Genomic DNA, 25,439 nt, shown 5'->3' with positions numbered 1-25,439 from the left:
CCCCTGTTTTGTGAGATCCGGTGCTTCTTTTTTTGTAAATCGAGCGCAAAAATAGCTTTTTTTGATTGCATAAAGGTCATTCAGCCCGACATTACGATGTTACCATTCTCAAAACCGGCGGGTTTGTAGAAACAAATGCCCATTTAAACTGTAATCGCTCCCCTTTGCAAACGGCATGAGTTTTGATCTGCTGTGGCAGTATCAATACAAATTCATTTAATTCTGATTGCTATGAAAAACATTATGATTGCGCTATTTGCTTTGCTAATTGCGCACGGGGCGACGGCACAGTATGATCCTGCTTTCCGGTTTGGCATCAAGGCGGGTGCTAATTTATCTAACATCAATGGCAGTAACGACTTGTCCATTGCTAACAGCAGCAATGCCTTTGATTTTAAAGATAACGATAACCGGTCGCTGGGTTTTGTGGGAGGTGTGTTTTTCAGATTTGGAAAAACATTCTACATTCAACCGGAAGTGTTGCTTTCTCAAAAAGGAGGAAGATTCAATGTGTATGAAGACGGTGTACAAAATTCGGACGGCAAAGTCGATGTACGCTTTTCAAATTTGGACGTACCGATACTTTTCGGTGTACGTGTTGCGAAATTTTTCAGGGTTAACGTAGGCCCGATGGCTTCATTAAGACTGTCAAACAACGGTAAATTGGGTGATTCATTCGATCAAATTGCCGGTTCAAATTCAAATGCTGAATTCAAAAACCGCCTGGCTTATGGTTATCAGGCCGGTGTAGGTGTGGATTTTGGGCGACTGAGCCTGGATGTGCGTTACGAGGGTAATTTTACAGAAATCGCAAAGATCAAATTTGACAATGCGACGACTGCCCACCAGTTTGGTAAAAAAGGAAATCTATTCCAGGCGACACTGGGTTTCTCTATTCTCTGATATTTCATCAACAGAATCAATTCCAAAAAGCGGAACGTGCATGGGCATGGTTCCGCTTTTTGTTTTCGGTCTTGCCGAGGAATACCGCGCCGATTTCTACTTTTGTGTTTCTTTAACTAAATTGCCTGTACGCAAATCCTCGCATCAGGCTCCCATCGCATAGCAAAGTGGCAATAAATACAGATAATGTAAGGTTGGTTTTTGGTTTAAAACTGAAACAACTCAGGCTTGATAAAGGATTGTCACTCAGCGAGCTTTCCCAGAAATCAGGCTTGTCAATTTCTTACATTAACGAGATTGAAAAAGGAAAAAAATACCCCAAATCCGACAAGATCCTCGCATTAGCGGCAGCAATGGATGTCGATTACGATACCCTCGTTTCGTTAAAGCTCAGTAAGCGGCTGGAACCCATTTCCGACCTCCTGAGCTCTAATATCCTGACCGAGCTACCACTCGAACTGTTCGGAATCGATCCTGCCAACCTGTTGGAGATCCTCTCCGACGCCCCTATGAAGATCAGTGCATTTGTGGGCACGCTCATTGAAATTGCGCGAAACTATAATATGTCGATCGAGAAATTCTATTTCTCTGCGCTTCGTACTTACCAGGAAATGCACGACAATTATTTCGAGGACATTGAAACAGAAGCCGAACGCTTTCTGACTGAAAATCAGGTAGAACCTGAGAGGTTGCTGGATGAAACTTACCTTGCCGAAATACTCAGGACCCGCTACAATTATGTGATCGAGAACATTAATGAAAGGGTCAATCCTGAATTTTCGAGTGTACGATCTTTAACGATTACCAATGCTTCCGGCAGCAGGTTATTGGTCAATATGCATTTGTCGTCCGTTCAGCGGGCATTTATTTACGGCCGCGAGATAGGCTATCTTTATCTGAACCTGAAAAACAGGTTGCACACAACTGCACTAGTCGAAGCAGAATCATTTGAGCAACTTCTGAATAACTTCAAGGCCTCCTACTTTGCCAGCGGAATCATTATTAAGAGAAGTTTGCTGGTGCCGGCGATCGCCGATTTTTTTGCCCAAAAAACCTGGCAGCCCGAGAAGCTCATTGACCTGATACACCATTTCAATACCACTCCGGAGTCGTTCTGTTACCGGCTCAGTAACATTCTGCCGCGCTACTTCGGCATTAACCAGATCTTTTTCTCGCGGTTTAATAATTTCGTCGGACAGAACCTGTTCGATATGACCAAGGAAATGCACATTTCGAGAAAACATTATCCGCACACGGTCCGAGACGAACATTATTGCCGGAGGTGGGTAGCATTGACCGTACTCAACGACCTTGCTGAAATCATTCAACACAAGGAGCAGCCACGGATCCTTTGTAAAGCGCAAAAATCAACTTACATTGATACGCAGGATCAATATCTGGTCATCAGTTTTGCCCAACCCATGTCGCCTACCCCGAATCTCAATGTGAGCGTTTCCATGGGTATTTACCTCGACGACCAAACGCGCGAAAAGCTTGCATTTCTGCAAGACCCGCTGCTACCATCGCGGGACGTGAACCAGACTTGTGAAAGATGTTCGCTGTTCGATTGCCGTGAACGCATCGCAGCTCCTATCATTCTTCAAAAAAAGTTTAAAAACGAAGAATTGAGAAAAGCTTTGCGCAAAATGATCAACTAAGGTGGGTATTTCACTTAGTTAGAGCATAAGCTGAAATTTTATTAGTTGAATAGGGGTTACAGTTGAAATAAATGTCTCATTACAGAGAATGTATGTAACTCATGTGGCTGAATTAAAAATTTCTTAGAAATCAGTACAACCAATTTTACATTTCTCTTCTCAGCTATCTTTGTACGTATTTGAAAAGACAACTATGCCTGGTACTTATGACTTTGAGGACTTACTTTTAAAGCTGTCCACACCGTTTTATCTGTGCTTGATCAGCCTGGAAATCTTCTTAACATACCGCTCTCACCACAGCGACGCAGCAGTACGCGCCCCCTACTCTTTCCGTGACAGCCTCACCAATGCACTTTTAATGCTGGCCAATGGCGGTATCGATCTTTTGTTCCGGGCCGTTTACGTTGGTATACTGATTTGGTTCTATCATTTTTCAATTGTTGCACCCATTGAAAATCCATACATCTACTGGCTGCTGCTTTTTCTGCTGGAAGACCTCGCCTTTTACACATTACATTATGTGGATCATCATTGTCGGCTTTTCTGGGCGGTGCACGTGACGCATCATTCCTCCGAGCATTTTAACCTCACCACCGGTTTCCGATCGTCGGTTTTTCAGCCTTTGTACCGGTTCGTGTACTTCATTCCGCTCACATTGATTGGTTTCAATCCGGCGGATATCATCATCATGTATTCGCTGACGCAGATTTACGGCATTATCGTGCATACGGAATATGTCGGCAAATTGGGCTGGCTGGAATACATTATGGTTACACCGTCGCACCACCGCGTACACCACGCCAGCAATGTGCAGTATCTTGACAAGAACATGGGTATGTGCCTGATTATCTGGGACCGCATTTTCGGTACTTTTCAGGAAGAAATGGTTTCCGTGCCGCCGAGATATGGATTAACCAAACCGATTGAAACGCCCGGTCTTGGACATACGGTTTTTCACGAATGGAAGGAAATCGGAAAGGATTTCAGGCAACCGGCAACATTCCGTACCAAGTTGAAATATTTGATTAAAGCGCCCGGCTGGTCGCCGGATGGTTCAAGACAAACCACAAAAGATTTACAAAACAAATCTTCTCAAAACCAAGTCACTGAAAGCCGATCGCCGACTGCCGAGGTCATTTAAACGCCTGAATCCCTGTAATTTCAGCACCAAGGATCAGCAAATGAATATCGTGCGTTCCTTCGTAGGTAATGACCGATTCCAGGTTCATCATATGCCGCATGATCGGGTAATCGCCCGAAATACCCATCGCACCCAGGATCTGCCTGCATTCTCTGGCTACATTCAATGCGGTCTGGACGTTATTCCGCTTTGCCATTGAAATTTGCGTGGTAGTAGCTTTCCCTTCATTCATGAGAACGCCCAATCTCCACGCCAGCAACTGGGCTTTGGTAATTTCGGTCAGCATTTCCGCCAGTTTCTTTTGTGTAAGCTGAAAAGCCCCGATCGGCTTATCGAATTGAATCCGTTCTCCGGCATACTTCACCGCAGTTTCATAACAGTCCATTGCGGCACCGATTACGCCCCAGGCAATGCCGTAGCGCGCTTTATCCAAACATTGCAGCGGTGCTTTGAGACCGACGCCCAGTGGTAGCAGATTTGCATCTGGAACAAATACCTGGTCAAAAACCAGCTCGCCTGTGGCGCTCGCCCGTAACGACCATTTTCCATGTATTTCAGGAGTAGAAAAACCTTCCATGCCACGTTCCACAATGAGCCCCTGAACCCTGCCGTCATCATTTCTAGCCCAAACGACCCCGATATCAGCAAATGGAGCATTGGAAATCCACATTTTAGAGCCATTCAGGATATAACCGCCTGTCGTTCTGGTAATGGAAGTTTTCATGCTACCAGGATCGGAGCCGTGATCAGGCTCCGTCAGCCCGAAGCATCCTAATAGTTCGCCGGTGGCAAGTCGGGGAAGATATTTTTGTTTTTGCTCCTCAGTACCAAACTGAAATATAGGCCACATGACCAGCGAGCTTTGCACAGAAACCGTCGAACGCATGCCCGAATCGCCTCTTTCGATTTCCTGGCACATAAGGCCATAACTGATGTAGTCCAGTCCGCCACCACCATAATCCAGCGGAATAGTCGGACCAAATACACCCAGTGCTCCGAATTTCCTGATCAAATGCAGCGGAAATTCGGCCTTTTGAGCATAGTCTTCAATAATCGGTTTGATTTCCCTGTCGGAAAATTCTTTGACAGTTTTGGCAATGAGTTGCTGCTCAGTAGTGAGCAGGTCATTGATATTGAAGAAGTCGGTAGTGAGCATGATTGTAAATGCAGAAAATGAATAATTACTTCTTCATTTTCTTTTCCGATAAACGCAATGCGGCTTCAAGATCCACAGGTACCCCTCTCACAAAATCACTCAGTTTCACATCGTCAGGTATCGAGGGAACCACGTATCTAACCGGTTGCGTCTTCGTAGTCTTGCCTTTCGCTTTTCCTTGCAACGCGCGTTCCGATGATCCTAACTTTTCCATTTCTGATAATAAAATAAGATGATAACAATCTGTTCCTGTTACTTTTCGCTATACATAAGTAACGAATTTCCAGGGATCTTTGACTTATGATGACCAATTTTTTCGGATCTTCAAACATACTTTCGGCCTCCCCATTCTCAATCAGATGCTTGTCAACAGATTTCATTAGGTTACCACCGTCCCAATCAAATTTAAGAGGTGCCATTCTTTTAAGTTAGTGCGTGTAATTTTTGGAACTCGTGCCTTACTGGAATTCGGTGAGGCAAGCTACTTCAATTGCATCAATTTCCTTCATTTACTCCGTTTGCAGAAATTAAATCTCTTTTAGCTGCATCCAGTGGTTACATTAGCAGAAAATATTTACTCTTTAAGTTCAATGGATGTAAGCCGGATTAAGTTTTTGGATGGATTTAGATTTATTCTGGCTTTGTGGGTTGTGGGAGGACATTTTTACGATCACATTGGCGGTCCAAAGACTTACAAACTACCGGAATTTTTTCTGATGACGCTTAACAAGCCCATCATCGCGGTTTACGGGTTCATGATCATCACCGGTTTCCTTATGATGTATAACTATTTGGCCCGGCAAAAAAGTGAACCTCCTAACAGTCGCGAAACGATCATTAAATTCTGGCTCAGGAGGTTATTCAGGCTCTACCCGGTTTACATTATAATGATCGTGATCGCTTTTTTTACATTTGTAAAAGTCACTCAGATTGACCAGCAAAACCTCGTTTTTTTCACCGGAAGTAATGTAACTCAGTGGGGCTTTGCAAGGTCTGCCGCACAGCCAGGTATAGCAGACCTCATTTCCCACATCTTTTTGATCCACGGCCTCTTTCCTGGATTTCACGACAGCATACTCGGAGTAGCGTGGAGTCTGTCCCTCGAAATGCAGTTTTACTTCCTCTTTCCGTTTTTATTTCTTTTCATTTTCGCTAAGAAATCGTTGCAACGAAAACGACTTGTGCTGTTTTTGATTCTGTCGGTGCTATTGGCGCTGGTTTCGCCAAAAATATTGTACATTTTAACAAATCTTACCTCTTTTCCCGCATTCAGGCTACCCTCAGTATTGACTGTTACTTTGCCATTATTTCTGTTTGGTATGACATCAGCAGGGGTGAAACTCGGAAGGATTAGCCCCGTTTATCTTTGCATTTCCTTGTTTCTGCTGTTACCATTTCAGCTGTTTGTCACCAATGCTATAACCGCGCTTTTCCTGTTATTTTTGTTTCTTGATGAGCTACGACCCGCTTTTCCTGATTTTCTATTTAAAATTCTCGCATTTTTCAGATCATTGCTATCCGGGAAAATAGCAGGTTACGGAGCCGACATATCCTACTCCCTGTACCTGGTTCATCCTTTATTAATGGGCCTGATAGTGCACCAGACGATTTTTTATTCCAAAGCATTCAACCTGTCCAAGCTCAGTATTTCTCTGATCGCGCTATTTTTGATCCTGCTTACTTGTTTTACCCTATGCAATCTGATTTACAGATTTATTGAAAAACCATTGATTGGCATAGGCAAGAAAATAGTCGATCAAATCGCGGTTAAACAGCCTGATGAGTTAAATGTTGTTAAATAGCTTATTCACATAAACCAGATCAATTTTATGAGCCTCAACGCCATTCATCGTCTTGGGAGAAGTTTTTTCAAGACATTGTTCCAATACAAGATGTGGTTTTACATTCAGATAATTCAATGCCCGCGCTAACTTTGGATAGTCAATGTCTCCTTCTCCGAAAGTTTCTTGCCAGATTCCTCCTTTCGATTGCCTTAAATGGAGTTCAATAATGCGTTTGCCGTACAATTTAACAATGTCAAACAAGGCAACCTGTGAATTCCCGGAACCGCGATAAACCCAATGCACGTCCAGACAAAGTGAAACATTAGCCGGATCAGTCGCCAGCAACATGTGATGAAATTCCCGTGCAGCCGCCCGCAGCTCCACATCATGCGTATGGTATGCCAGCGACATGCGCCGTTTTTTCAACTCAGCGCCAAGCTTATCCAAATTTTTGGCCTGCTCTGCCAGTTCCGCATCCGATTTATTTTCTTCGCTTCCCCACTTGATAGGGTTCGGATTAGTGACAATAATTTTGGTACCTGCCGGTTGCAAAGCATCCGCAATAGCGAGTACAGATTCCAATGATTTCGATGCCTCGCCAGCCTGATGCAATGATGTATTTACATAAACAGAAGGCATTACCAGCTGATGTTTTTTCAACAATGGCAACAACTTGGTAACTTCTTCCGCATGATTGAATGCAGGTTCGTAGGCTTTGATACCCGTTGATGCAAATTCAGTCAATGAAATATCCTGATTGGCAGACCAGTCGCGGCCTTCCCTCGCATAAAATGTAATCCAGGAATACTGATTACACGAAACCGGAAAAACCGCAGGCTGTTTTTCGGCCCAGGCGGTTTCGGATAATGCGGCCGCACCAGCAGCTACTGCGGCAGTATTCAAAAATTGACGACGGCTTTGTGACATAAAAGTTCGTTTGAAGGATCTGGTCAGTATTAGTTATCAAAGATGAAGACATTTAAATATTACCCGTGTAGTAAGACTTTCCAAGTCTTGAAGACTTGGAAAGTCTCGTTACCTTTGCAGCATTAAAGGCTAAATCCCTTTCCAATGCAGCAAACACTTCAACTTGTTCTGGCGCCGGAAATCGCGCTGGATGACGACAATTTTCGTCAGTTTATCATTAAAAAACTTCGGCTTCGCGAAACCGACAATTCCATTATCCGAAAGACGCGCCAGTCTATCGACGCACGCAGTCGCCAGGTGAAGATCAATGTGCAGGCAGAAGTTTACATTAATGAGCTCCCACCGGCCCTGACGCAATTTGAACTACATTATCAGGATGTAAGTATTCGTCCAAAAGCATTAATAGTAGGTTGCGGCCCGGCCGGAATGTTCGCAGCGCTACGACTGATCGAACTGGGAATCAAACCAGTCCTTTTTGAAAGAGGTAAGGATGTACGAACCAGAAGAAGGGATCTCGCAGCAATTAATAAAGAACATATTGTCAATGCTGAATCCAATTATTGCTTTGGAGAAGGCGGCGCGGGTACTTATTCCGATGGCAAATTGTACACACGTTCCAACAAACGCGGGGATATCCGCCGCATTCTGGAAATTTTTGTCGGGCACGGGGCTAACGAACAGATCCTGATTGACACACACCCCCACATTGGTACCAACAAACTCCCAGTTGTAGTAGCCGAAATGCGCGAAAGCATTCTGAAAGCAGGAGGCGAAATTCATTTCGATACCAAGGTTACTGACCTGATCATTGACCAAAATACTATAAAAGGGGTCGTGACTGACGACAGCAAAGAGCATATTGGAATCGGTGTCATATTGGCAACAGGGCATTCAGCGCGTGATATTTACGAGTTGCTGCATGCCAAAAACATCCTCATTGAGCGCAAATCCTTTGCGATGGGCGTGCGGATCGAGCATCCTCAAAACACCATCGACAAGATCCAGTACCATTGTGAAACCGATCGCGGACCGTATCTTCCCGCTGCATCTTATAGCCTGGTGACCCAAACCCGGTACAAAGGTGTTCAGCGTGGCGTATTCTCGTTTTGCATGTGCCCGGGCGGCTTTATCGTACCGGCTGCTACTGAAACAGGGGAAGTGGTAGTAAATGGGATGTCTCCCTCCCGGCGTGATTCTCCTTATGCCAATTCAGGTATTGTGGTGTCCATTGAAGAGGAAGATCTTCTGCCGTACCGTGACTTGGGGCCGATGGCGGGGCTGCAACTGCAAAAGGAGATCGAGCAGGCTGCCTGTAAGTTGGCCGGAGCTACCCAAACCGCTCCCGCACAACTGGCCACTGATTTTGTAAAAGGAAAAATTTCGTCTGAATTGCGCGAAACCTCCTATCAACCCGGTTTGCAATCCGTTGATCTGTACGAGGTGCTGCCACCTAACATTGCATTTCCTTTACGGGATGCATTGAATGATTTTGGACAAATAATGAGAGGGTATATGTCCCGCGACGCACAGCTGATAGGCGTCGAAAGCCGTACTTCCTCACCCATACGCATACCCCGGGAACGCGACAGCTGCGAACATCCCGAAGTGAAAGGTCTATTCCCTTGCGGCGAAGGCGCTGGCTACGCTGGTGGCATCATGTCCGCCGCAATGGATGGCGAACGCTGCGCGGAGCAGTTGGTTCGTCTGTGCGGAAGTTGATTTTGTCTTGATACTAAAAATTGAAATGTTACGTATTCTTTACTAATTTCAAATGGCGTTTACTTAATTTGCCAATATGGCCGCACTGGAATCCTTTTCCCTTTTTACTTCACAACTAACACAAAAACTGAAATACCCGCTTCCCGGTGAATCAGCTCACCGGATCATGCAGGCATCGAGCAAACTACGCCTTACTTTCAAGCCGAATGCAAGAACCCGCAAAAGCGCTGTGCTGATTTTATTTTATCCGTATCAAGACGAAATATACTTCCCTCTCATATTGCGCCCGGCATACGACGGAGTACATTCCGGGCAGGTAGCATTCCCGGGAGGCCGCTACGAACCCAGCGATGAAGATCTCGTGCGTACAGCCCTGAGAGAAGCACAAGAAGAAATTGGCTTGCGCCTGACCGATGTCAAAATCCTCGGCATATTGACCGAACTGTTTATTCCGCCGAGCAATTTCTACGTTTTACCGGTCGTCGCGACCATGCCTTACCGCCCCGACTTTTATCCCGACCCGCGAGAGGTTGAAGACATTTTCGAGATCAAACTGGAAGAAATTTCGGACGTGAATATCATTGGATCGAGCGACATTCAAGTGCGTGGTGAACAGGTACATGCCCCGCATTATATGGTGCAGGGATACAAAATATGGGGTGCCACAGCTATGATGATCAGCGAGCTGTTATCGGTGCTGAATGCGCTGGAACCCGATTCTAAAAACTGAAAATTATAGCTTTATTTGCTATATTAGCAGGTAATTCAAATAAATCTTCCGGTTATCTTCGTCCTGCCTGGTTCCCCAAAGATCCTGCCAGTCCTTCAACGAAAGCCGGTGAGCATTGATACCTTACAAAATTTACTGAATACTTAAAACCTGGTTCCTCCTTCATTTATGGACGAAAACGGAGCTACGCCTGACGTAGAAGATAGCGGATTGCACGATAAACTACCCATTTCGGGTTTATATGAAAGTTGGTTTCTTGATTATGCCTCTTATGTAATTCTGGAACGAGCAGTTCCAGCCATTGAAGACGGCCTTAAACCGGTGCAGAGGCGCATTATGCATGCACTGAATGAAATGGACGACGGCCGTTTCAATAAAGTAGCCAATGTTGTGGGCTCTTCCATGCAGTACCACCCGCATGGTGACGCTTCTATCTACGACGCCATTGTCAACATTGGACAAAAAGAACTCCTTTTTGATACCCAGGGCAACTGGGGAGATATCCGTACCGGTGACGGTGCCGCTGCCGCACGTTACATTGAAGTCCGGCTTTCGCGTTTTTCCAAAGAAATTGTTTTTAATGACGACACCACCGAATGGCAGCTATCCTATGATGGCCGTAAGCGTGAGCCGGTAACATTGCCCGTCAAATTCCCGCTGCTGCTATCGCTGGGCGTAGAGGGGATTGCGGTAGGGCTTTCTACCAAAATACTTCCTCACAACTTCTGTGAGCTGATCGAAGCATCCATTTCGTTGCTGCAAGGTAAGGACATCATCATTTATCCTGACTTTCTCACGGGCGGTCAGATCGATGTTTCCAATTATAACGACGGACATCGCGGGGGCAAAGTCCGCGTCCGGGCACGGATTGAGGAAGAAGACAAAAAAATGCTGGTGATCCGGGACATTCCTTTCGGTACCACTACCACCTCGCTCATTGATTCCATTATTAAAGCCAGTGACGGGGGCAAGATCAAGATCAAAAAGGTGGTGGATAATACCGCTGCTGAGGTAGAGATACAGGTACATCTGGCACCGGGCGTTTCGCCCGACATTACCATGGACGCATTGTACGCATTCACCGAATGCGAGGTTTCTATTTCCCCCAATGCGTGTATCATTATTGAGGACAAACCTCACTTCGTTGGCGTTACTGAAATTTTAAAATACAATACCCAGCAAACGGTTCATTTATTGCAACGTGAACTTGAAATCAAAAGGCTGGGACTTCTGGAAAAGATCCTTTATGGCTCTCTGGAAAAGATATTTATTGAAAATCGCATTTACCGTGACATTGAAGAGTGCGAAACTTTTGAAGCTGTAATCCGCACGATTGACAAAGGCCTGGAACCTTATAAGTCACAGTTTTACAGGGAGATCACCGATGACGACATTCTTGAACTGACGGAAATCCGTATCAAACGTATTTCCAAATATGACGGCTACAAGGCGGATGAGCTGATGCGGAAATGGCAGGAAGAGCTTGCCGAAACCGAAGATAACCTCGCTAACATTACACGCTTTGCCATTGATTATTTCAAAGATCTTTTGAAGAAATATGGCAAAACCCGCGGAAGAAAAACTGAGATCAGGGCATTTAATCAGATCTCGGCTAATATTGTCGCAGCCAACAACCAGAAACTTTACGTTAACCGCGCCGAAGGCTTTGTCGGCTATGGTTTGAAAAAAGACGAGTACGTCATGGACTGTTCAGACATTGACGACATTATCGTTTTCAAATCTGATGGTAAATGTCTCGTAACCAAGGTACAGGACAAAGTTTTTGTAGGTAAAGACATTATATACGTTGCGGTCTTTGTTAAAAACGATGAGCGCAAGGTTTATAATTTGGTGTACGTCGATGGAAAAACGGGCGTGTCCTACATTAAACGTTGCCAGATCACGGCGGTAACCCGTGACCGGGAATACGACCTGAGCCAGGGAACACCCAAGTCAAAAATTACTTATTTCACACCGAATGAAAACGGTGAGGCTGAGATCATAACCGTCAATCTTAATGCGCAGAGTAAAGCAAAAGTGAAGCAGTTTGACTTCAACTTTGCCGATCTGCTGATCAAAAACCGCAGTGCGATGGGTAACATTCTTACCAAATACCCGGTAAGGAAAATAACACTGAAACAGGCGGGCCGCTCTACGCTGGGCGGCGTGGACATGTGGTTTGATCCTATCATTGGCCGGTTAAACCGGGATGAGAGAGGCGAGTACCTCGGCAACTTCGGCCCTTCGGACCACATTCTGGTGATCTACAAAGAAGGTACTTACGAACTCACCAACTTTGACCTTACCAACCATTACGTCCCAAATGAAGTCCTGTTAGTGAAGAAGTTTGAAACCAAGCTACCGGTGACGGCTCTTTACTTTGATGCAGCCCAGAAACAGCACTTTATCAAACGTTTTAATATCGAGACTTCGTCGCTGGACAAAAAATTCCTGTTCATCAGTGATTCAAAAAACAGTAAACTGATACTGGCCAGCACCGATAAACGTCCGCGTCTTGAAATCGTTTATCCAAAAACTGCTCAGAAAGAACAACACAGCGAGGAGTATCTGATTGAGGAAATGGTCGAAATACGCGGCTGGCGTGCCATTGGTAATAAGCTGCCGAACGATAAATTTAAAGAAGTACGCTGGCTATCTTCCTTACCGGAACCAGTGGAGGAAATAATCGCCATTCCGTTGGAAGAAGACGGTGCGGACGACCATACAAATGAACCGGAGGATAATCCGGAAGACGTTTCCGGGGACGCTTTACCGGAAAATACTGTTAACTTAACTGAGGAAACAGAAGAAAGCCCGGGAGAAGACAGTAGCGACAAAGACGAATCAGAAGATGATGAACCCAAAACGGAGGCAAAATCTAAAAAGGATCCGAAAAAAGGCCCTGATTCCAAAACACAGCTCGGTTTGTTTGAATAAACATTTCTCAGGAAATACTTCAACACTTAGCAACACATAGCGCCGTCATGTGCGTACAGTCTATAAACGAAGATCAGAATGTACGCCAGACCGGAATACGACCAGAAGTTGACAGCATTGAAAGGCGACATCAAGGATACGGGTGAAAAAACTGATAAAAATCATATTAGCTTTATTATTTGCCTGCATGGTTTTTATCTTGCTTTGTAATTTCTGGGTTGTATACTGTACCCGTCAATTCAGCTACTTTTCTATTGAAAATCTCCCTTCCAATGACGTGGCACTGGTTTTGGGAACCAGTCGGAATTCAGAAAAAGGAAAAGAGAACCTTTTTTTTAAATACCGAATGGAGGCTACTGCGAGACTTTTTAAGGAGGGGAAAATAAAATATATCATACTGAGTGGTAATAACGACTCCCAGTATTACAATGAGCCACTGGATATGCAGCGCGCCTTGCTGAATTTGGGAATACCGGAAAATGTTATGACGCTGGACTACGCCGGCTTCCGGACTTTCGACTCCATTATTCGCTGCAAAGAGGTTTTCAATCAGGATAATTTTACGATTATCTCGCAGAATTTCCATAACGCAAGAGCGTTATACATCGCTCACAATGAGGGAATTAATGCCATTTCTTTTGCAGCACAGGATGTTCCGGACGGATATTCCCTGCGAACATTGATACGAGAATATCTGGCAAGACCCAAGGCTGTTCTGGATGTTCACATCCTTCGCCCACCGGCGGATGTCACTTCAAATAATGAGATCAGGAAAAAATGAGAAGATTTACCTTACTTTCCTTATTGCTCATTGCGTTAATCAGTTCGTTCGAGACTTTTTCACAGACTATTTATACCATTAAGGGGAAAATCACCGACGCAAGCACCGGTGATCCGATACCGTTTGCAAATATCGGCGTAAAAGGAACCCTGGCCGGAACTACTACCAACTTTGACGGCCTATATCAGCTCACATTCACCCCACCAGCTGACTCGATCCTCGTCACGTACGTGGGCTATGACACTAAAAGTAAGGCGATCGTACCTGATCAGGCCGAGCAAACGATTGACATTCAGCTTTTACCGGGCACATTGCAATTGCGGGAGGTGAAGATATTTGCAGGAGAAAATCCGGCATACGCCATTCTCAGAAAAATTGTCGCCAACAAAAAAAGAAACAATGCCGATGATCTGGATGCTTATGAATACGTGAGCTATAACAAGATCCAGATCGATATCGATAACCTTTCCGACAAATTCCGAAACCGCAAATCGGTCAAAAAAATGACCCATATCGTAGATCAGTACGACGCCGTGAAAGGTGAGAATGGCGAGACGATCATACCCATTTTTATCTCAGAATCTGTTTCTGACGTTTACTACCTAAAAAATCCGAAGAAGAAAAAGGAGGTTATCAATAAGACCAAAGTGTCGGGTGTGGGACTGACCGACGGCAGCCTGGTTTCGCAGTTGATCGGTTCCTCTTTTCAGCAATACAATTTCTACGGTAACTGGCTGAATATCCTTGACAAAGACTTCGTATCGCCCATCGCCGACAGCTGGAAACTTTATTATGAATTTTACCTGTCCGACAGCCTTTACAACGGCACGAACTACGACTACCACATTGATTTTGAACCACGGCAGGAGCAAGACCTTGCATTTACAGGTTCATTCTGGGTCGATGGAGCCACATTTGCATTAACCCAAATGGACGCCAGCGTAGGAAAACGGGCGAACATTAACTTCATTGAAAAAATAAAAATACAGCAGTCGTATGAGGTATTTGAAGACGAAAAAACGTGGGTACCATCCAAGACGAGGGTATTGATCGACGTAGACGAGCCGACAAAAAAGACTGCGGGAATGCTCTTGAAATTCTATTCGGCCAATTCAAAATACAAGCTGAACAGTCCGCGCGACCCCAAATTCTACGATACCGCCATTGAACTGAAAGAGGATTATAAGGACCATGACTCCACTTTTTGGATCAAAAGCCGTCCGGAGACTTTGAGTGCAACCGAATTGTTATCATTCCAGCTGGTCGATTCCTTAAAGGTTTTACCGGTTGTCAAAACCTACACAGAGATCCTCAACATTTTTGTGAATGGTTATAAAAAAATCGATAAATGGAACATTGACATTGGTCCGTACCTGTTTTTGTATGCCAATAATGCGGTGGAAGGTCACCGGTTCAGGATGGGTTTCAAGACCGACCCGGGTTTCAGCAGGAAATGGATTTTCAGCGGCTATGGAGCGTATGGTACCCGTGATCAGGAGTTCAAATACGGTGCAGGAATGGATTATATCATTGACCGGAAGCCCTGGACGATGGCTGGTATTTCGTATTCCAAAGATCTGGAACGACTTGGAGTTTCAGCTGAAACCATTGGCCCCAATACCCTTTTTGGCGCATTTTCAAGGTTTGGTGCTTTTCGGAGACCCTACTGGCAGGAAGATATTTCTGCGTATTTCAAACGTGAACTGGTGAAAGGCCTTACCGGAAGCGTTCAGATCAGGCACCGTGATTTCAAACCGCTGTTTCCTTTCAGCTACCGCACCGAGCCTTCCCGCGGAGTCGAATCACCTGTTAAAAGTTCGTTTGACATTACCGAAATTAACCTGGAATCGCGTCTGGCGAGCAAAGAAACTTTCCTGCAAAATGACAATGAGCGCATCAGCATGGGTAATGCCAATTCGCCTGCATTTACATTGCGCTACACACTGGGGCTTAAAAACTTCCTTGGCGGTGATTTCCACTATCATAAATTTTCTTTCAACGTCAAACAGAGTTTCCGGGCGGGTGTAATCGGTCGGACCTACTATAATATTACCTTCGGCTACATTCCTTCCACGCTCCCCTACCCGCTGCTGTATACGCCACTGGGTAACGAATCGCTTTTCTACGTGGATAATGCCTATAACCTCATGCGCTACTTCGAGTTCATCAGCGACCGGTACATTGCCCTGCGCATGGAGCATAATTTTGAAGGATTTTTGCTTAACAGGATCCCGGCCATTCGTAAGCTGAAACTGAGGATGCTAGCCACCGGAAAGGTGTTTTATGGGAATGTCAGCGATGCCAATATCGCATTGACCACTACAACAGACGAGTCTGGCAATGAAATTCAAGCCTTCAACCGGTTGAAGGACAGGCCTTACATTGAACTGGGGTATGGTATCGATAATATTTTCAAAGCAGGCCGCATTGATTTTATTCATCGCCTCACCTACCTCGATAACCCGAATGTGACGCCGTTCGCAGTGAAGATCTCTTTCTGGTTCAGTCTGTAAACCGACTATATACTTCTCAAATCTTTGGCTGCGTAAGTGAGGAAAACCTGCTGGCCAATTTCAAGGTCCAGCCTGTTCCGATAAAAAGCCAACCTTTCATTTCCCTTTACACAGCGGATTTCCCAATGGTTACCGTGGAAACGTATGGCTTCCACCTTTCCCTGCCATTTACTTTTCTCCGGGTGTTTGGTCGGCTTTATTTTTTCTGGTCTGATAAAGAAATTTTTGCTGCTGTTTTCTCCTGACAGCCAGTTGATATCACCGGTTAATTCCGCCACGTAACTATCAACAGGCTGATTATAAACCTCCTGCGGTGTTCCGATCTGTATAATTTTGCCATTTCGAAGTACCGCGATCCGGTCTGACCAAGCCAGTGCGTCGGCAGCCTCATGGGTCACAAAGATGCAACTCATTTTCTGCTGATTTCGCATGGTTTCAATCGCATTGCCCAGTACGCGCCGGTTGTGATTGTCCAGATGTGCAAAAGGCTCGTCGAGTAGTAGGACATCGGGTTGCTCGGCTAGGGCTTTGGCGATAGCAGTGCGTTGTTTTTCTCCACCGGACAGGAGTTTCGCTTTTTGATTTTTTACATAATCCAACCCGGCCGTAGTGACCAGTTCCGCGACTTTTTCCTTGCGGTAAGCCGCTTCGTAAAAGCGAAGTGAGTATGAAATATTCTCTTCAACCGTCTGATTAGGAAAAAGCTCAAATTCCTGATGAATGAGTTTAATGGACTCGTGGCCGGGGATCAGCTCACCGCTCACGGGTTTCAGTTCTTCTTCTTTAAAATAAATTTTCCCTTGCTCCGCATCCAGGAACCGTCCCAGAATGCGAAGCAAGGTACTTTTACCCGACCCGCTTTCTCCTAAAATCCCGAGCCACTCCCCTGCATTGAGTTGTAAATCAATGTCGGAAAGTACGGGATTAGTACCAAAAGTTTTGGTAAGAGATTGGGCGCGAAGGGTAATTTTGGTTTTTTTCATTGTCAGGCCCAGGTCACTTTGTTTTCAATGGGCGTGCGGCGGGCAGGTGCCTCGGGCGCATCGTGGTAACCCATGAAATATAATCCCAGGCATTTCTGATTTTCGGGTATGCCTGCAAATTTGGCCAAAAGGTCTAAAATCGCCGGGCTGCTCCAATAAGAACCAATACCATAAGCAGTCGCTGTAAGCCACATATTCTGTACTGCGCATGCAACCGAAGCCGTTTCTTCCCATTCCGGAAGCTTATCGGGATGCAGTTCTGCGCAAATAAGCACTACTACATTGGATTTAAGGACTTTCTCGCCTGCTGCATCATATCTTGCCTGAGAAAATGATTCAGGAGGCGTTACTGTCCGATATCGTTCGGTGAAAAAGCCAGCCAGTTTGTTCAGGCTTTCGCCTTTATAAACTACAAAACGCCAAGGCTCAGTCAGTTTGTGGGTGGGAGCATAATTGGCATTTTCCAGAATGTTATTGATAATCTCTTCTGAAATCTCCTTTTCAATGTAACTGGGTGGGAAAATACTGCGTCTGCTACGAATAATATGATTTACTACTTCAACTGATTGTTCCATTCTAAATGTCTTTACTACGGTTTTGGTCAAAAAACAAAGCTAAGGATTATTGGCCCCTTTTTGATAAGATCGCTTGCGTTATAAGGAAAATTTACCGTCATCGGGTGCTACTTTGCCGCTAAACAATTATTTTACGGCCTGCCTGATCGATTTAGGTAAAATTGTCCCCGAAATTACTCCATCCAAAACTTGAAATCCTATGCTTGTTACTACCACACCGAATATTGAGGGTAAGAAAATCATCAAATACATTGGATTAGTAAACGGCGAGGCCATTATCGGGGCCAATTTTTTCAAGGATTTATTCGCCGGGATACGTGACGTAGTAGGCGGTCGCTCAGGATCTTATGAGCAGGGCCTACGTGAAGCTAAGAGCATTGCCATCCGCGAAATGATGGACCAGGCGCAACGGCTTGGTGCCAATGCGGTGATTGGTGTGGATATCGATCTTGAAACGATCGGAGGAAACAGTACGATGCTGATGGTGAGCGCTAACGGCACTGCGGTATGTTTTGAGTAATACCGCAGCGACTCATTTTTAAAAAACCTGTCTGGCGATCTGGGAAACATTATCAGACTTGCCCATTGTGTAAAAATGAAGCACGGGCACGTCATAAGCTACTAATTCTTTACATTGCTGGATGCCCCATTCAATTCCTACCTGGCGGACCTCTTTGTCGGAAGCACATTTGTTCACCTCATCCACCAGTTCTTTGGGGAATTCCAGATGAAAAATGTCAGCCAAAACGGATAATTGCTTACGTGTTGACAATGGTTTTAATCCCGGTATGATCGGTACCGTAATGCCCTCAGCCCGGCACCTCTCCACAAACTGGAAATATTTCTGGTTATCGAAAAACATCTGGGTAACGATATAATTGGCCCCCAGCTCTATTTTTCTTTTCAAATGCGCATAATCGGTATCAAAGCTTGTCGCATCGAAGTGCTTCTCGGGATAGCCTGCAACGCCTATACAGAAATCGGTAGGATACATTTCGGTTTCTGCATTGAGCAAAATTCCTTTATTCAAGTTATCCACCTGCGTGACGAGCTCCGACGCATAGGTATGCCCCCCCGCTTTGGGCTTAAAAATTCCGGCAGATTTCTCAGGATCACCGCGTAGCACCAGCACATTATCAATGCCCAGGTAGTACAAATCGATCAGGACGTCTTCGGTTTCGTCTTTGGTAAATCCACCACAAATCACATGCGGTACCGCATCCACATGAAAACGCTCCATTAACCTCGCACAAATCCCGACAGTCCCCGGTCGCTTGCGAACAGGTATGCGTTCGATCGTACCATCGCTGGCAACCCGGTCGATCAGTTCCTCCCTATGATAGGTCACATCCACAAACGGAGGTTTAAATTCCATCAATGGTTCAATAGAATTTAGTAATTCGTTGATATTCTGACCCTTCAAAGGTGGTATAATCTCGATGGAGAACAGGGTTTTGCCTTCTGCACGGCGAATGAACTCGGTAACTTTGGTCATGTAGTGGGATTGTGTGTTCCAAAAGTCTACAAATGAACACGATTTAACTATGCCAACCAATTTGTAAGGCACAAAAAAATGGCCTACCGCATTACAGTAGGCCATTCCACGTAAACCCTCCTCTATCAGTGTTCGTCAAAAATGTTATGGGAAATCTGACAGGGCGTCAGTTCCACAGCAACAATTTGCTTGACTGAATACTAATAACTAAAATTCTGTGCCAAATTATTAAACAAAGTGTTATTGAACAATTTATATCAAACTTTTTTTATTTTTTTGTAGCTATAATACTACATTTTTCCTAAATGATCCATGAGTAGTCAGTCAGTTACGTTTTATAAAAAACCTTCACTGTTTCCTAATTCAGCAAATACGGGAAATCATTCCCCAAAAAGTGTAGTATAAAAATTCAGGATTGGATCTGCCTCGTCATTTCAATGTGTTCGAGGTTATCTTCCAGGTAAGGTTCTCCGGATTGCTCGAAAAAGAATGATCCATAGAATTTTTTCAAATAAAGTTGCGCACCGATTCGAATCACGCTTTTGCCATACAGCTCTTCCAATTTCGCGATAGATACATTCAACAGCTCAATGCCCAATCCCCCTCCTCTTCCTTTTGCCGATACGGCTATCCTGCCGATCGAGGGATATTCATAAGACAGTCCAGCCGGAACAATCCGGGCAACGGCCATCATTGTATCACCTTGGTAACCGCAAACGTGCAGGCATTTTTGGTCCTTATTATCCAGATCAAGAAAGTTACAGTTCTGTTCTACCACAAAAACCTCACATCTCAGCCGGAGCAGAGCATATAATTCTTCTTTGGAAAGCTCTTCAAACGTTTTGAAACGCCATTCTAATTTTAAATTCATTAGCCAATCGTTCTTGTATGGAATATTTTACCTGATATTACCCGTCTTTTATAAATTTGCATCACGATTACGGAACAGGGCACAAATAAATTAAAAAAATTAACTACTAATACGTTGCAAGCATGGGAAGAGCTTATGAATATAGAAAGGCAAGAATGTTTAAGCGTTGGGATAAAATGGCCAAAACTTTCACAAGGATTGGAAAAGACATTGTCCTCGCTGTAAAGGGCGGAACTGCCGATCCCAACACCAATGCAAGGCTCAGGGTACTTCTTCAAAACGCAAGGGCAGCCAATATGCCAAAGGAGACCGTTGAGCGCGCAATTAAAAGGGCTACTTCGAAAGACCAGGACGATTACAAGGAAATGGTATACGAAGGCTACGGCCCGCACGGTGTCGCTATCCTGGTTGAAAGTACTACCGATAACCCTACCAGAACCGTTGCCAATGTCAGAAGCTATTTCAACAAATTGGGTGGTAGCCTGGGCACAATGGGTATGCTGGACTTTATTTTTGACAGAAAATGTATTTTTAAAATAAAAAACACCGGCTCCAAAGACCTGGAAGAATTCGAATTTGAATTGATCGATGTGGGTGGTGAAGAGGTTTTTCTGGACGAAGAAACTAATCTGATCAACATTTACGGTGAATTTTCAGCATTCGGCGCATTACAGCACTTTCTTGAAGACAATGGTTATGAGATCGTGGAAGCGGATTTTGAGCGTATCCCTAACGATACGAAATCATTGAGTGATGAAGAAGTGGCCGAGGTAGAAAAGCTGATCGAAAAAATCGAAGAAGACGACGACGTGCAGCGTGTTTACCATAACATGGGCTGATCCTCAATACAGGGCCAGTATAGCATGCTGTTTTTTCATAAATTCAAACTTACTGCCTGCCTCCTTACCCAATAGCGAGGCGCCGACGGGCGAAGAAGATGAGACTGCCAGAACGGTCTCATTTTCTATTTTAATGGTCCCCAAGCTGACCGCAATAAAAAACCACCCTGCCGTAGTTTCCAGCAGGGACCCCACCGCACAGCGACTACTCGCTTCACTCTGAGCGGTCCGTTCCAGAATCAGCCTTTCCTGCCTTACCTGCTCATACTGACGTGCATGCATGTTACGATCCAGCTGACCCATCGACCGCGATGTTTCGTACTTGTCCCCCATTGAGCTTTTCCCCTGGTCGTTCGCAGACTCCTGGGCTGCCTCCATGGCGGTCCAGGCAACTTGCATGCGTTCGTCCAAAAGCGCTTTTAAATGGCTGATTACTGTTGACTTATTCATTTCAATGGTGCCGCGTATGATAAGATTACAAAGCATCAAATATAAATGCACCTGGCTGCATTATCCTGATACTACATTAAGAATTCTACAAAGTGTGTTTTAATACTCAACACTTCGAGTGTGGAGTATTAAACAAATTCTACTAAAAACACAAACGGGTTGCAGTGAGTGTAGCTACGTTGACCGTAAAGTCAGTTTTTCTTTAAACAACTGAAAAATAAGTAGTTAATCAGTAACATTGAATAAATAAATAAGCATTTTATTATCAATTATTATATATTTAATATAAATTTTACCCCAACCGTCCCCCTCGCATGATGAAATATTTATACAGCACTGTCTGCTTGGCTGCGTGGCTTGTTTTTGCCGAATGCAGCGCACAATCCGTCTTCATTAATGAGATAATGGCATCTAATTCCAACGCCTACGCTGATCAAAATGGCGAAGATGAAGATTGGATAGAACTTTACAACCCGGGCCCGGGTACCATTGACCTGGGTGGCTACTATGTATCTGATGATCCTGGTGAGTTAAAAAAATATCAGTTGCCGTCAGGCACCGGCGAGTATGTCATGACTTCGGGATCATTTCTGATCCTCTGGGCAAGTGGTACCACCGTGCTGCCAAGGCACCTAAATTTTAACCTCAGTGGCGACGGAGAGCAATTTTTTATCATGACACCAGGTGAAGTCATCGTAGATCAAATCACTTTCCCAAAGCAGAGGGTAGACATTTCCTACGGACGAAAAACGAACGGAAGCGCCGAGATCGTTTACTTTTCACCTTCATCCCCCAATGCAAGCAATGTAGCGGCCAACTCATTTACCGGCATTTCAGCACCGCCTGTGATGAGTACCGCGAGCGGATTCTTTCAAAATCCATTCACACTGACGATATCATCTCCCGTACCCGGTTCCGAAATCTTCTATACCACAGACGGTTCCGAACCCAACAAAAACAATATTACACCCCCTGGTACCGCCTATCAGTTCAAAAACGTATACCCGCAGGATCCAGGGCAATCTGCGGGCCCTACCTTCACCAATTATTATTTAACTACCAAGCAGGTTACGCCGGTCAATGTGTCCGTGGTTGACAAGTCGACTCAGCCCGATGTGTATGCAGCCATATCGACGACCAATGATTTTACGCCAACTTATTCTTCGGTGCCTGTTAAACCCGTATACAAAGGAATGGTCGTGAGGGCTAAGGTGTATGAAACCGGCAAATTGCCCAGCGAGACTATATCGAGATCATACTGGTATACCGCCAATGGACAGCCCAAGTCAAGCCTTCCCGTTTTTTCAATCAAAACCAGTCCTGATAACATGTTTGATTATGTGAAAGGAATTGGCGTTGCGGGAAAGGATTTTGTCGACTGGCGAAATGCCAATCCGGGTTCCGGCTCATTTGGGGCACCTGTCGGTAACTATTACCGGGGTGACGAAATACCTGCGAATATAGAAATGCTGGTAGGCGGCGTATCGGTCCTCAATCAGGAAGTAGGCCTCCGCATACATGGTGCAGGTTCCCGTACGCATGATAAAAAGAGCTTCAGGCTCTATTCAACCGGTGAAAATGCGTCGCAAAGCAATATCGACTACCCCATATTTCCTTCCCAGCCTTTCCATACATTTAAAAGGCTTTTGCTCAGAAACTCGGGAAATGATTACGAGAGGATCCTTTTCAAAGACGCCTACATTCATCAGATCGGCAAAGGTCTTAATATCGAATTGCAGGATTACAGGCCCGCCGTCACCTATCTAAATGGCGAATATTGGGGTATCCACAATGCAAGGGAGCGCCTCGACGAGTACTATTACGCCAGTCATTACGCCCTGGAACCCGACAACATTGAATTCTTTGCAGACCCGGACATTTCAGGTGATACCGGACACTATGCCGACTTGTCAGGTTACATCAAAACCCACAACATGGCCGATGCCGGCAACTACAACTACGCACTGTCGCGCATGGATATGGATAATTTCATCGATTACTGTGTACTGGAATTGTACTCAGCCAACTGGGACTGGCCGTATGGAAATACCACCTACTGGCGGCACAAAGTACCTTACAACCCTGCTGCGGGTGCTGGAAAGGACGGGCGATGGAGATGGGCGCTGTTTGACGTGGATCTCAGCTTTGAAGACCTGAATGCCAACCAATTTTCAAAAGCACTCGGCGCGCCTGATTTCCTGCTGCAATACCTGCTGCCGAATACCACATTCCGTAACAAATTCATTAACCGGTATGCCGATCTGATCAATTCCTATTTTCAGCCCCAGCGGTTGCTGGATCAGATCGCGGTTTGTAAAAGTGCGATCGTCAACGAGATTCCGGAAAATATTAAACGCTGGAACCGGCCTTCGAGTTTTGCAGCCTGGGAAGCAAATATTAACCTCATGGTCAATTTTGCGACTAACCGCCCCAATGTGGCACGCGGACACATTCAGAGCCAGTTTGCGCTCGTCGACGGTACCCGGGTGGTGACTGTGAATGTCTCCAATACCGCACATGGCTATGTCAGGGTGAACACCATCGACATTCTGCCATCGACCCCGGGACTCGCAGCCAATCCCTATCCATGGAGTGGTACTTATTACAAAAACGTATCGATTTCCCTCACTGCGCTTCCAAAACCAGGATTTAAATTTTTACAATGGGAGAATATCACAACGAATGCAGTCCTTACTACGCCTACCATTGATTTTCTTCCTTCGTCAGGTTCCAATTACAGGGCTGTATTTACAACTGACCTCGCGCCTACCCAGATTCCTGTCCCACTGGATGCAGGTGCGTGTGTTTACAATTTCAATTCCTGGGCAGCGGATGCCGCTTCCGGCACATTCCCATCCAATATGGGCTTTGTGTATATGGTAAATGATGATCCGGAACTGGCGTCTGCAGTAGCGGGTTTCACAAGCGGTGTTTATAACCTCACCAGCAGAACCCGGATCAATGGCCTTGGTGCAGACGGTATTTCATTCATTAATACTGGCAATGCAGCAGGTAACCCTGGGTATCCAGGAATGAAACTGGGAGGTGCAATCCTGGCGCTTAACACGACCGGCAAAACACAGGTTAGCGTGAGATGGACCGGGGGAACGGTTACACCGAATCTACGTCCTTATGCGATACGGTTACAGTACCGGCTTTCCGAAACGGGTGCCTTTACTGATGTACTTAATCCCAGTAGTCAGCCTGTTCAATACCTGCGGTCGGCAACAGCGGGACATTCCCAGGTTATCGACTGGGTGAAACTACCAGCAGCAGCCCTAAACCAGCCGTATGTTCAGCTAATGTGGCGGTATTTCTGTACTGATGCTACGATCAGCGGTGCGCGTGACGAATTACGGCTGGACGAAATTTCCATTCAATCCTGTTCCGATCCGCTTCCCGTTTCGCTGGTAAAATTTGATGCAAAACCAATGGAAAACCAGGTAAATGTGACCTGGGAAACCAGTGACGAGGTAAACAATGATCACTTTGATGTAGAAAGATCTGCTGACGCCAAAAATTGGGTTTTAGTGAAATCAGTGGCCGGTAATGGTACCAGCCATCAGTCCAACCAATATTGGGTAATGGATCAGCAACCTCTGGGAGGCAGAAGTTACTATCGGCTCAAACAAGTGGATCACGACCAGACTTTCGCCTATTCCCATATGGTATCGGTGAACCGCCAAACGTCGGAGGCCGCGATGCTCTTCCCTAATCCTGTAAAAAGCGTGCTGCGTGTAGCGCTGGCGCAACCTTGCGACGCGATATCTTTCACCATTACCGACGCTGCGGGCAGGTCGCGTAAAGCTAGCAAGGTATCCGGTTGCAATGAGCTGGCTATCCCCGTTGAGAATCTCGGCTCAGGCTTGTACATCATTCAAATCAAAACAAAAGACGGAAAATTTGTCAATTTGAAGTTTATGAAAGAATAGAGATTCTTCCGTGACACAGCCTTAGCTTTAAAAACAGAAATAGCC

The 25,439-nt window shown here is 45.3% G+C and carries 21 protein-coding genes; 13 read left to right on the top strand and 8 right to left on the bottom strand.

Going from position 1 to position 25,439, the window contains the following annotated elements:
- The first annotated feature begins 231 nt into the window (after nucleotides 1-231).
- The 3 genes from ABIO93_RS27710 to ABIO93_RS27700 all read left to right on the top strand — a co-directional run bounded on the left by ABIO93_RS27710 (nucleotide 232) and on the right by ABIO93_RS27700 (nucleotide 3,702).
- The gene (locus tag ABIO93_RS27710; protein WP_348073260.1) at nucleotides 232-903 is read left to right on the top strand and encodes a porin family protein; all 672 of its coding nucleotides are present in this window, start codon (nucleotides 232-234) and stop codon (nucleotides 901-903) included.
- A 167-nt stretch (nucleotides 904-1,070) separates the two neighbouring features.
- The gene (locus tag ABIO93_RS27705; protein WP_348073259.1) at nucleotides 1,071-2,561 is read left to right on the top strand and encodes a helix-turn-helix domain-containing protein; all 1,491 of its coding nucleotides are present in this window, start codon (nucleotides 1,071-1,073) and stop codon (nucleotides 2,559-2,561) included.
- Nucleotides 2,562-2,754: 193 nt separating this feature from the next.
- Nucleotides 2,755-3,702 carry a sterol desaturase family protein gene (locus ABIO93_RS27700; protein WP_348073258.1) on the top strand — a complete coding sequence of 316 codons (948 nt, stop codon included), beginning with the start codon at nucleotides 2,755-2,757 and terminating at the stop codon, nucleotides 3,700-3,702.
- Here ABIO93_RS27700 and ABIO93_RS27695 read toward each other — a convergent pair.
- On the bottom strand, nucleotides 3,695-4,858 hold the full coding sequence (locus ABIO93_RS27695) for an acyl-CoA dehydrogenase family protein (protein WP_348073257.1): 1,164 nt from the start codon (nucleotides 4,856-4,858) through the stop codon (nucleotides 3,695-3,697). The genes ABIO93_RS27700 and ABIO93_RS27695 overlap by 8 nt on opposite strands.
- Nucleotides 4,859-4,883: 25 nt before the next feature.
- Nucleotides 4,884-5,072, bottom strand: coding sequence for a hypothetical protein (locus tag ABIO93_RS27690; protein ID WP_348073256.1), 189 nt, complete (start codon nucleotides 5,070-5,072; stop codon nucleotides 4,884-4,886).
- A 376-nt stretch (nucleotides 5,073-5,448) separates the two neighbouring features.
- On the opposite strand from ABIO93_RS27690, the gene ABIO93_RS27685 reads away from it, so the two are divergent.
- Nucleotides 5,449-6,660 (top strand): acyltransferase, encoded by a 1,212-nt coding sequence (locus tag ABIO93_RS27685; RefSeq protein ID WP_348073255.1) that lies wholly within the window; start codon nucleotides 5,449-5,451, stop codon nucleotides 6,658-6,660.
- On the opposite strand, the gene ABIO93_RS27680 is transcribed toward ABIO93_RS27685, so the two are convergent.
- On the bottom strand, nucleotides 6,643-7,569 hold the full coding sequence (locus tag ABIO93_RS27680) for a sugar phosphate isomerase/epimerase (RefSeq protein WP_348073254.1): 927 nt from the start codon (nucleotides 7,567-7,569) through the stop codon (nucleotides 6,643-6,645). The two genes, ABIO93_RS27685 and ABIO93_RS27680, sit on opposite strands and share 18 nt — an antisense overlap.
- A gap of 144 nt (nucleotides 7,570-7,713) precedes the next feature.
- Here ABIO93_RS27680 and ABIO93_RS27675 point away from each other — a divergent pair, with 144 nt between their 5' ends.
- The 6 genes from ABIO93_RS27675 to ABIO93_RS27650 all read left to right on the top strand — a co-directional run bounded on the left by ABIO93_RS27675 (nucleotide 7,714) and on the right by ABIO93_RS27650 (nucleotide 16,249).
- Entirely contained in the window at nucleotides 7,714-9,288 is a 1,575-nt protein-coding gene (locus ABIO93_RS27675; RefSeq protein WP_348073253.1) for an FAD-dependent protein, read from the top strand.
- A gap of 76 nt (nucleotides 9,289-9,364) precedes the next feature.
- The gene (locus ABIO93_RS27670) at nucleotides 9,365-10,018 is read left to right on the top strand and encodes a CoA pyrophosphatase (protein WP_348073252.1); all 654 of its coding nucleotides are present in this window, start codon (nucleotides 9,365-9,367) and stop codon (nucleotides 10,016-10,018) included.
- Nucleotides 10,019-10,186: 168 nt separating this feature from the next.
- Nucleotides 10,187-12,955 carry a DNA gyrase/topoisomerase IV subunit A gene (locus ABIO93_RS27665; protein WP_348073251.1) on the top strand — a complete coding sequence of 923 codons (2,769 nt, stop codon included), beginning with the start codon at nucleotides 10,187-10,189 and terminating at the stop codon, nucleotides 12,953-12,955.
- Between the two features lie 78 nt (nucleotides 12,956-13,033).
- Nucleotides 13,034-13,165, top strand: a complete 132-nt coding sequence (locus ABIO93_RS27660) for a hypothetical protein (RefSeq protein ID WP_348073250.1) — start codon at nucleotides 13,034-13,036, stop codon at nucleotides 13,163-13,165.
- The gene (locus tag ABIO93_RS27655) at nucleotides 13,143-13,736 is read left to right on the top strand and encodes an ElyC/SanA/YdcF family protein (protein ID WP_348073249.1); all 594 of its coding nucleotides are present in this window, start codon (nucleotides 13,143-13,145) and stop codon (nucleotides 13,734-13,736) included. Before ABIO93_RS27660 ends, ABIO93_RS27655 begins: the two co-directional genes overlap by 23 nt.
- Nucleotides 13,733-16,249 (top strand): DUF5686 family protein, encoded by a 2,517-nt coding sequence (locus tag ABIO93_RS27650; RefSeq protein WP_348073248.1) that lies wholly within the window; start codon nucleotides 13,733-13,735, stop codon nucleotides 16,247-16,249. The genes ABIO93_RS27655 and ABIO93_RS27650 overlap by 4 nt, the downstream gene beginning before the upstream one ends.
- Nucleotides 16,250-16,254: 5 nt before the next feature.
- On the opposite strand, the gene ABIO93_RS27645 is transcribed toward ABIO93_RS27650, so the two are convergent.
- Nucleotides 16,255-17,232, bottom strand: a complete 978-nt coding sequence (locus ABIO93_RS27645; protein WP_348073247.1) for an ABC transporter ATP-binding protein — start codon at nucleotides 17,230-17,232, stop codon at nucleotides 16,255-16,257.
- A gap of 2 nt (nucleotides 17,233-17,234) precedes the next feature.
- A complete protein-coding gene (locus ABIO93_RS27640) occupies nucleotides 17,235-17,807 on the bottom strand; it encodes a nitroreductase (protein WP_348073246.1) in 573 nt (190 codons plus the stop codon).
- A gap of 199 nt (nucleotides 17,808-18,006) precedes the next feature.
- Between ABIO93_RS27640 and ABIO93_RS27635 the strand changes: the two genes are divergently transcribed.
- Nucleotides 18,007-18,327 carry a heavy metal-binding domain-containing protein gene (locus ABIO93_RS27635; RefSeq protein WP_348073245.1) on the top strand — a complete coding sequence of 107 codons (321 nt, stop codon included), beginning with the start codon at nucleotides 18,007-18,009 and terminating at the stop codon, nucleotides 18,325-18,327.
- Between the two features lie 18 nt (nucleotides 18,328-18,345).
- Here the strand turns inward: ABIO93_RS27635 and metF are convergent, their stop codons facing one another.
- Together metF and ABIO93_RS27625 are read right to left on the bottom strand one after the other, a co-directional pair.
- Complete coding sequence (gene metF / locus ABIO93_RS27630; protein ID WP_348073244.1) at nucleotides 18,346-19,302, bottom strand: methylenetetrahydrofolate reductase [NAD(P)H]; 957 nt, start codon at nucleotides 19,300-19,302, stop codon at nucleotides 18,346-18,348.
- 409 nt (nucleotides 19,303-19,711) lie between these two features.
- Nucleotides 19,712-20,173, bottom strand: a complete 462-nt coding sequence (locus ABIO93_RS27625) for a GNAT family N-acetyltransferase (RefSeq protein ID WP_348073243.1) — start codon at nucleotides 20,171-20,173, stop codon at nucleotides 19,712-19,714.
- A 122-nt stretch (nucleotides 20,174-20,295) separates the two neighbouring features.
- Between ABIO93_RS27625 and ABIO93_RS27620 the strand changes: the two genes are divergently transcribed.
- Nucleotides 20,296-21,012 carry a YebC/PmpR family DNA-binding transcriptional regulator gene (locus tag ABIO93_RS27620; RefSeq protein ID WP_348073242.1) on the top strand — a complete coding sequence of 239 codons (717 nt, stop codon included), beginning with the start codon at nucleotides 20,296-20,298 and terminating at the stop codon, nucleotides 21,010-21,012.
- Between the two features lie 3 nt (nucleotides 21,013-21,015).
- Here ABIO93_RS27620 and ABIO93_RS27615 read toward each other — a convergent pair whose 3' ends face one another.
- Nucleotides 21,016-21,462, bottom strand: coding sequence for a transcription elongation factor (locus ABIO93_RS27615; protein ID WP_348073241.1), 447 nt, complete (start codon nucleotides 21,460-21,462; stop codon nucleotides 21,016-21,018).
- A 314-nt stretch (nucleotides 21,463-21,776) separates the two neighbouring features.
- On the opposite strand from ABIO93_RS27615, the gene ABIO93_RS27610 reads away from it, so the two are divergent.
- Nucleotides 21,777-25,394, top strand: coding sequence for a CotH kinase family protein (locus tag ABIO93_RS27610; RefSeq protein WP_348073240.1), 3,618 nt, complete (start codon nucleotides 21,777-21,779; stop codon nucleotides 25,392-25,394).
- The last annotated feature ends 45 nt before the right edge of the window (nucleotides 25,395-25,439 follow it).

The sequence above is a fragment of the Dyadobacter sp. genome (assembly GCF_039919315.1).
GTDB lineage: Bacteria > Bacteroidota > Bacteroidia > Cytophagales > Spirosomataceae > Dyadobacter.
The sequence above is the reverse complement of the archived record's forward strand: the minus strand, read 5'-3'. Positions and strand labels throughout refer to the sequence as shown.

Bases quoted from the DNA above. Each gene is read 5' to 3' on its own strand.
- ABIO93_RS27680 (WP_348073254.1), bottom strand. From the start codon at position 7,569: ATGTCACAAAGCCGTCGTCAATTTTTGAATACTGCCGCAGTAGCTGCT.
- ABIO93_RS27610 (WP_348073240.1), top strand. From the start codon at position 21,777: ATGATGAAATATTTATACAGCACTGTCTGCTTGGCTGCGTGGCTTGTT.
- ABIO93_RS27675 (WP_348073253.1), top strand. From the start codon at position 7,714: ATGCAGCAAACACTTCAACTTGTTCTGGCGCCGGAAATCGCGCTGGAT.
- ABIO93_RS27710 (WP_348073260.1), top strand. From the start codon at position 232: ATGAAAAACATTATGATTGCGCTATTTGCTTTGCTAATTGCGCACGGG.
- ABIO93_RS27655 (WP_348073249.1), top strand. From the start codon at position 13,143: ATGGTTTTTATCTTGCTTTGTAATTTCTGGGTTGTATACTGTACCCGT.
- ABIO93_RS27660 (WP_348073250.1), top strand. From the start codon at position 13,034: ATGTACGCCAGACCGGAATACGACCAGAAGTTGACAGCATTGAAAGGC.
- ABIO93_RS27690 (WP_348073256.1), bottom strand. From the start codon at position 5,072: ATGGAAAAGTTAGGATCATCGGAACGCGCGTTGCAAGGAAAAGCGAAA.
- ABIO93_RS27670 (WP_348073252.1), top strand. From the start codon at position 9,365: ATGGCCGCACTGGAATCCTTTTCCCTTTTTACTTCACAACTAACACAA.
- ABIO93_RS27700 (WP_348073258.1), top strand. From the start codon at position 2,755: ATGCCTGGTACTTATGACTTTGAGGACTTACTTTTAAAGCTGTCCACA.
- ABIO93_RS27625 (WP_348073243.1), bottom strand. From the start codon at position 20,173: ATGAATTTAAAATTAGAATGGCGTTTCAAAACGTTTGAAGAGCTTTCC.
- ABIO93_RS27645 (WP_348073247.1), bottom strand. From the start codon at position 17,232: ATGAAAAAAACCAAAATTACCCTTCGCGCCCAATCTCTTACCAAAACT.
- ABIO93_RS27640 (WP_348073246.1), bottom strand. From the start codon at position 17,807: ATGGAACAATCAGTTGAAGTAGTAAATCATATTATTCGTAGCAGACGC.
- ABIO93_RS27620 (WP_348073242.1), top strand. From the start codon at position 20,296: ATGGGAAGAGCTTATGAATATAGAAAGGCAAGAATGTTTAAGCGTTGG.
- ABIO93_RS27665 (WP_348073251.1), top strand. From the start codon at position 10,187: ATGGACGAAAACGGAGCTACGCCTGACGTAGAAGATAGCGGATTGCAC.
- ABIO93_RS27650 (WP_348073248.1), top strand. From the start codon at position 13,733: ATGAGAAGATTTACCTTACTTTCCTTATTGCTCATTGCGTTAATCAGT.
- ABIO93_RS27685 (WP_348073255.1), top strand. From the start codon at position 5,449: ATGGATGTAAGCCGGATTAAGTTTTTGGATGGATTTAGATTTATTCTG.
- ABIO93_RS27695 (WP_348073257.1), bottom strand. From the start codon at position 4,858: ATGCTCACTACCGACTTCTTCAATATCAATGACCTGCTCACTACTGAG.
- ABIO93_RS27615 (WP_348073241.1), bottom strand. From the start codon at position 21,462: ATGAATAAGTCAACAGTAATCAGCCATTTAAAAGCGCTTTTGGACGAA.
- metF (WP_348073244.1), bottom strand. From the start codon at position 19,302: ATGACCAAAGTTACCGAGTTCATTCGCCGTGCAGAAGGCAAAACCCTG.
- ABIO93_RS27635 (WP_348073245.1), top strand. From the start codon at position 18,007: ATGCTTGTTACTACCACACCGAATATTGAGGGTAAGAAAATCATCAAA.